Annotated in this window: 2 tRNA genes and 1 rRNA gene; all 3 read left to right on the top strand. The window is 43.4% G+C overall.

Going from position 1 to position 693, the window contains the following annotated elements:
* Nucleotides 1-61 (top strand): 16S ribosomal RNA (locus H5181_RS20335); the annotation flags it as partial.
* 88 nt (nt 62-149) lie between these two features.
* Nucleotides 150-226: transfer RNA gene (locus H5181_RS20330), tRNA-Ile, on the top strand.
* Between the two features lie 145 nt (nt 227-371).
* Nucleotides 372-447: transfer RNA gene (locus H5181_RS20325), tRNA-Ala, on the top strand.
* Nucleotides 448-693 lie beyond the last annotated feature (246 nt).

Genomic DNA, 693 nt, shown 5'->3' with positions numbered 1-693 from the left:
GACTGGGGTGAAGTCGTAACAAGGTAGCCCTAGGGGAACCTGGGGCTGGATCACCTCCTTACCTATACGACTAACTCAATACCTAAAGTGCAGCGATGCATGTGAGTGTTCACACAGATTACTTGATAGAAAGAAAGAGAAATTACGTTGGGTCTGTAGCTCAGCTGGTTAGAGCGCACCCCTGATAAGGGTGAGGTCGGTGGTTCAAGTCCACTCTGACCCACCAATCTTTCCTACTCTGCGTTGGATGATAACTCGTTTAGTAAACTAAACGTCGCTATCAACCGCCTTGATTAGAAACGATTGGCAAGCCAAAATTTTTGGTAAGACCTTCATTGAAGGTGAACGTAAAATCTCAAACTGTATGTAAAGGGGTTATAGCTCAGCTGGGAGAGCGCCTGCCTTGCACGCAGGAGGTCTGCGGTTCGATCCCGCATAGCTCCACCATTACATACAATTGGTAAGAGATGCCAAAGATAAACGAAATTTTATCTTTGGCTTTTTTAAGCCCGCTCTTTAACAATTTGGAAAGCTGATAGTACTAACTAAAGGCGCATGAATGATGATTCGTTGTCGTTTGTGTGATTACGTTAGTGCGAAAAACGTTAATGCGAAAGCATTAACACTTGAGTTCTCAAAACACTGTTTAAGTGTCTTGAATATTCTAAAAAACTAAGGCGAGTCCACTTCCTA

It is taken from the genome of Shewanella sp. SG44-2 (assembly GCF_014164215.1).
Lineage (GTDB): Bacteria > Pseudomonadota > Gammaproteobacteria > Enterobacterales > Shewanellaceae > Shewanella > Shewanella frigidimarina.
This window is presented reverse-complemented; position numbering and strand designations above follow the sequence as displayed.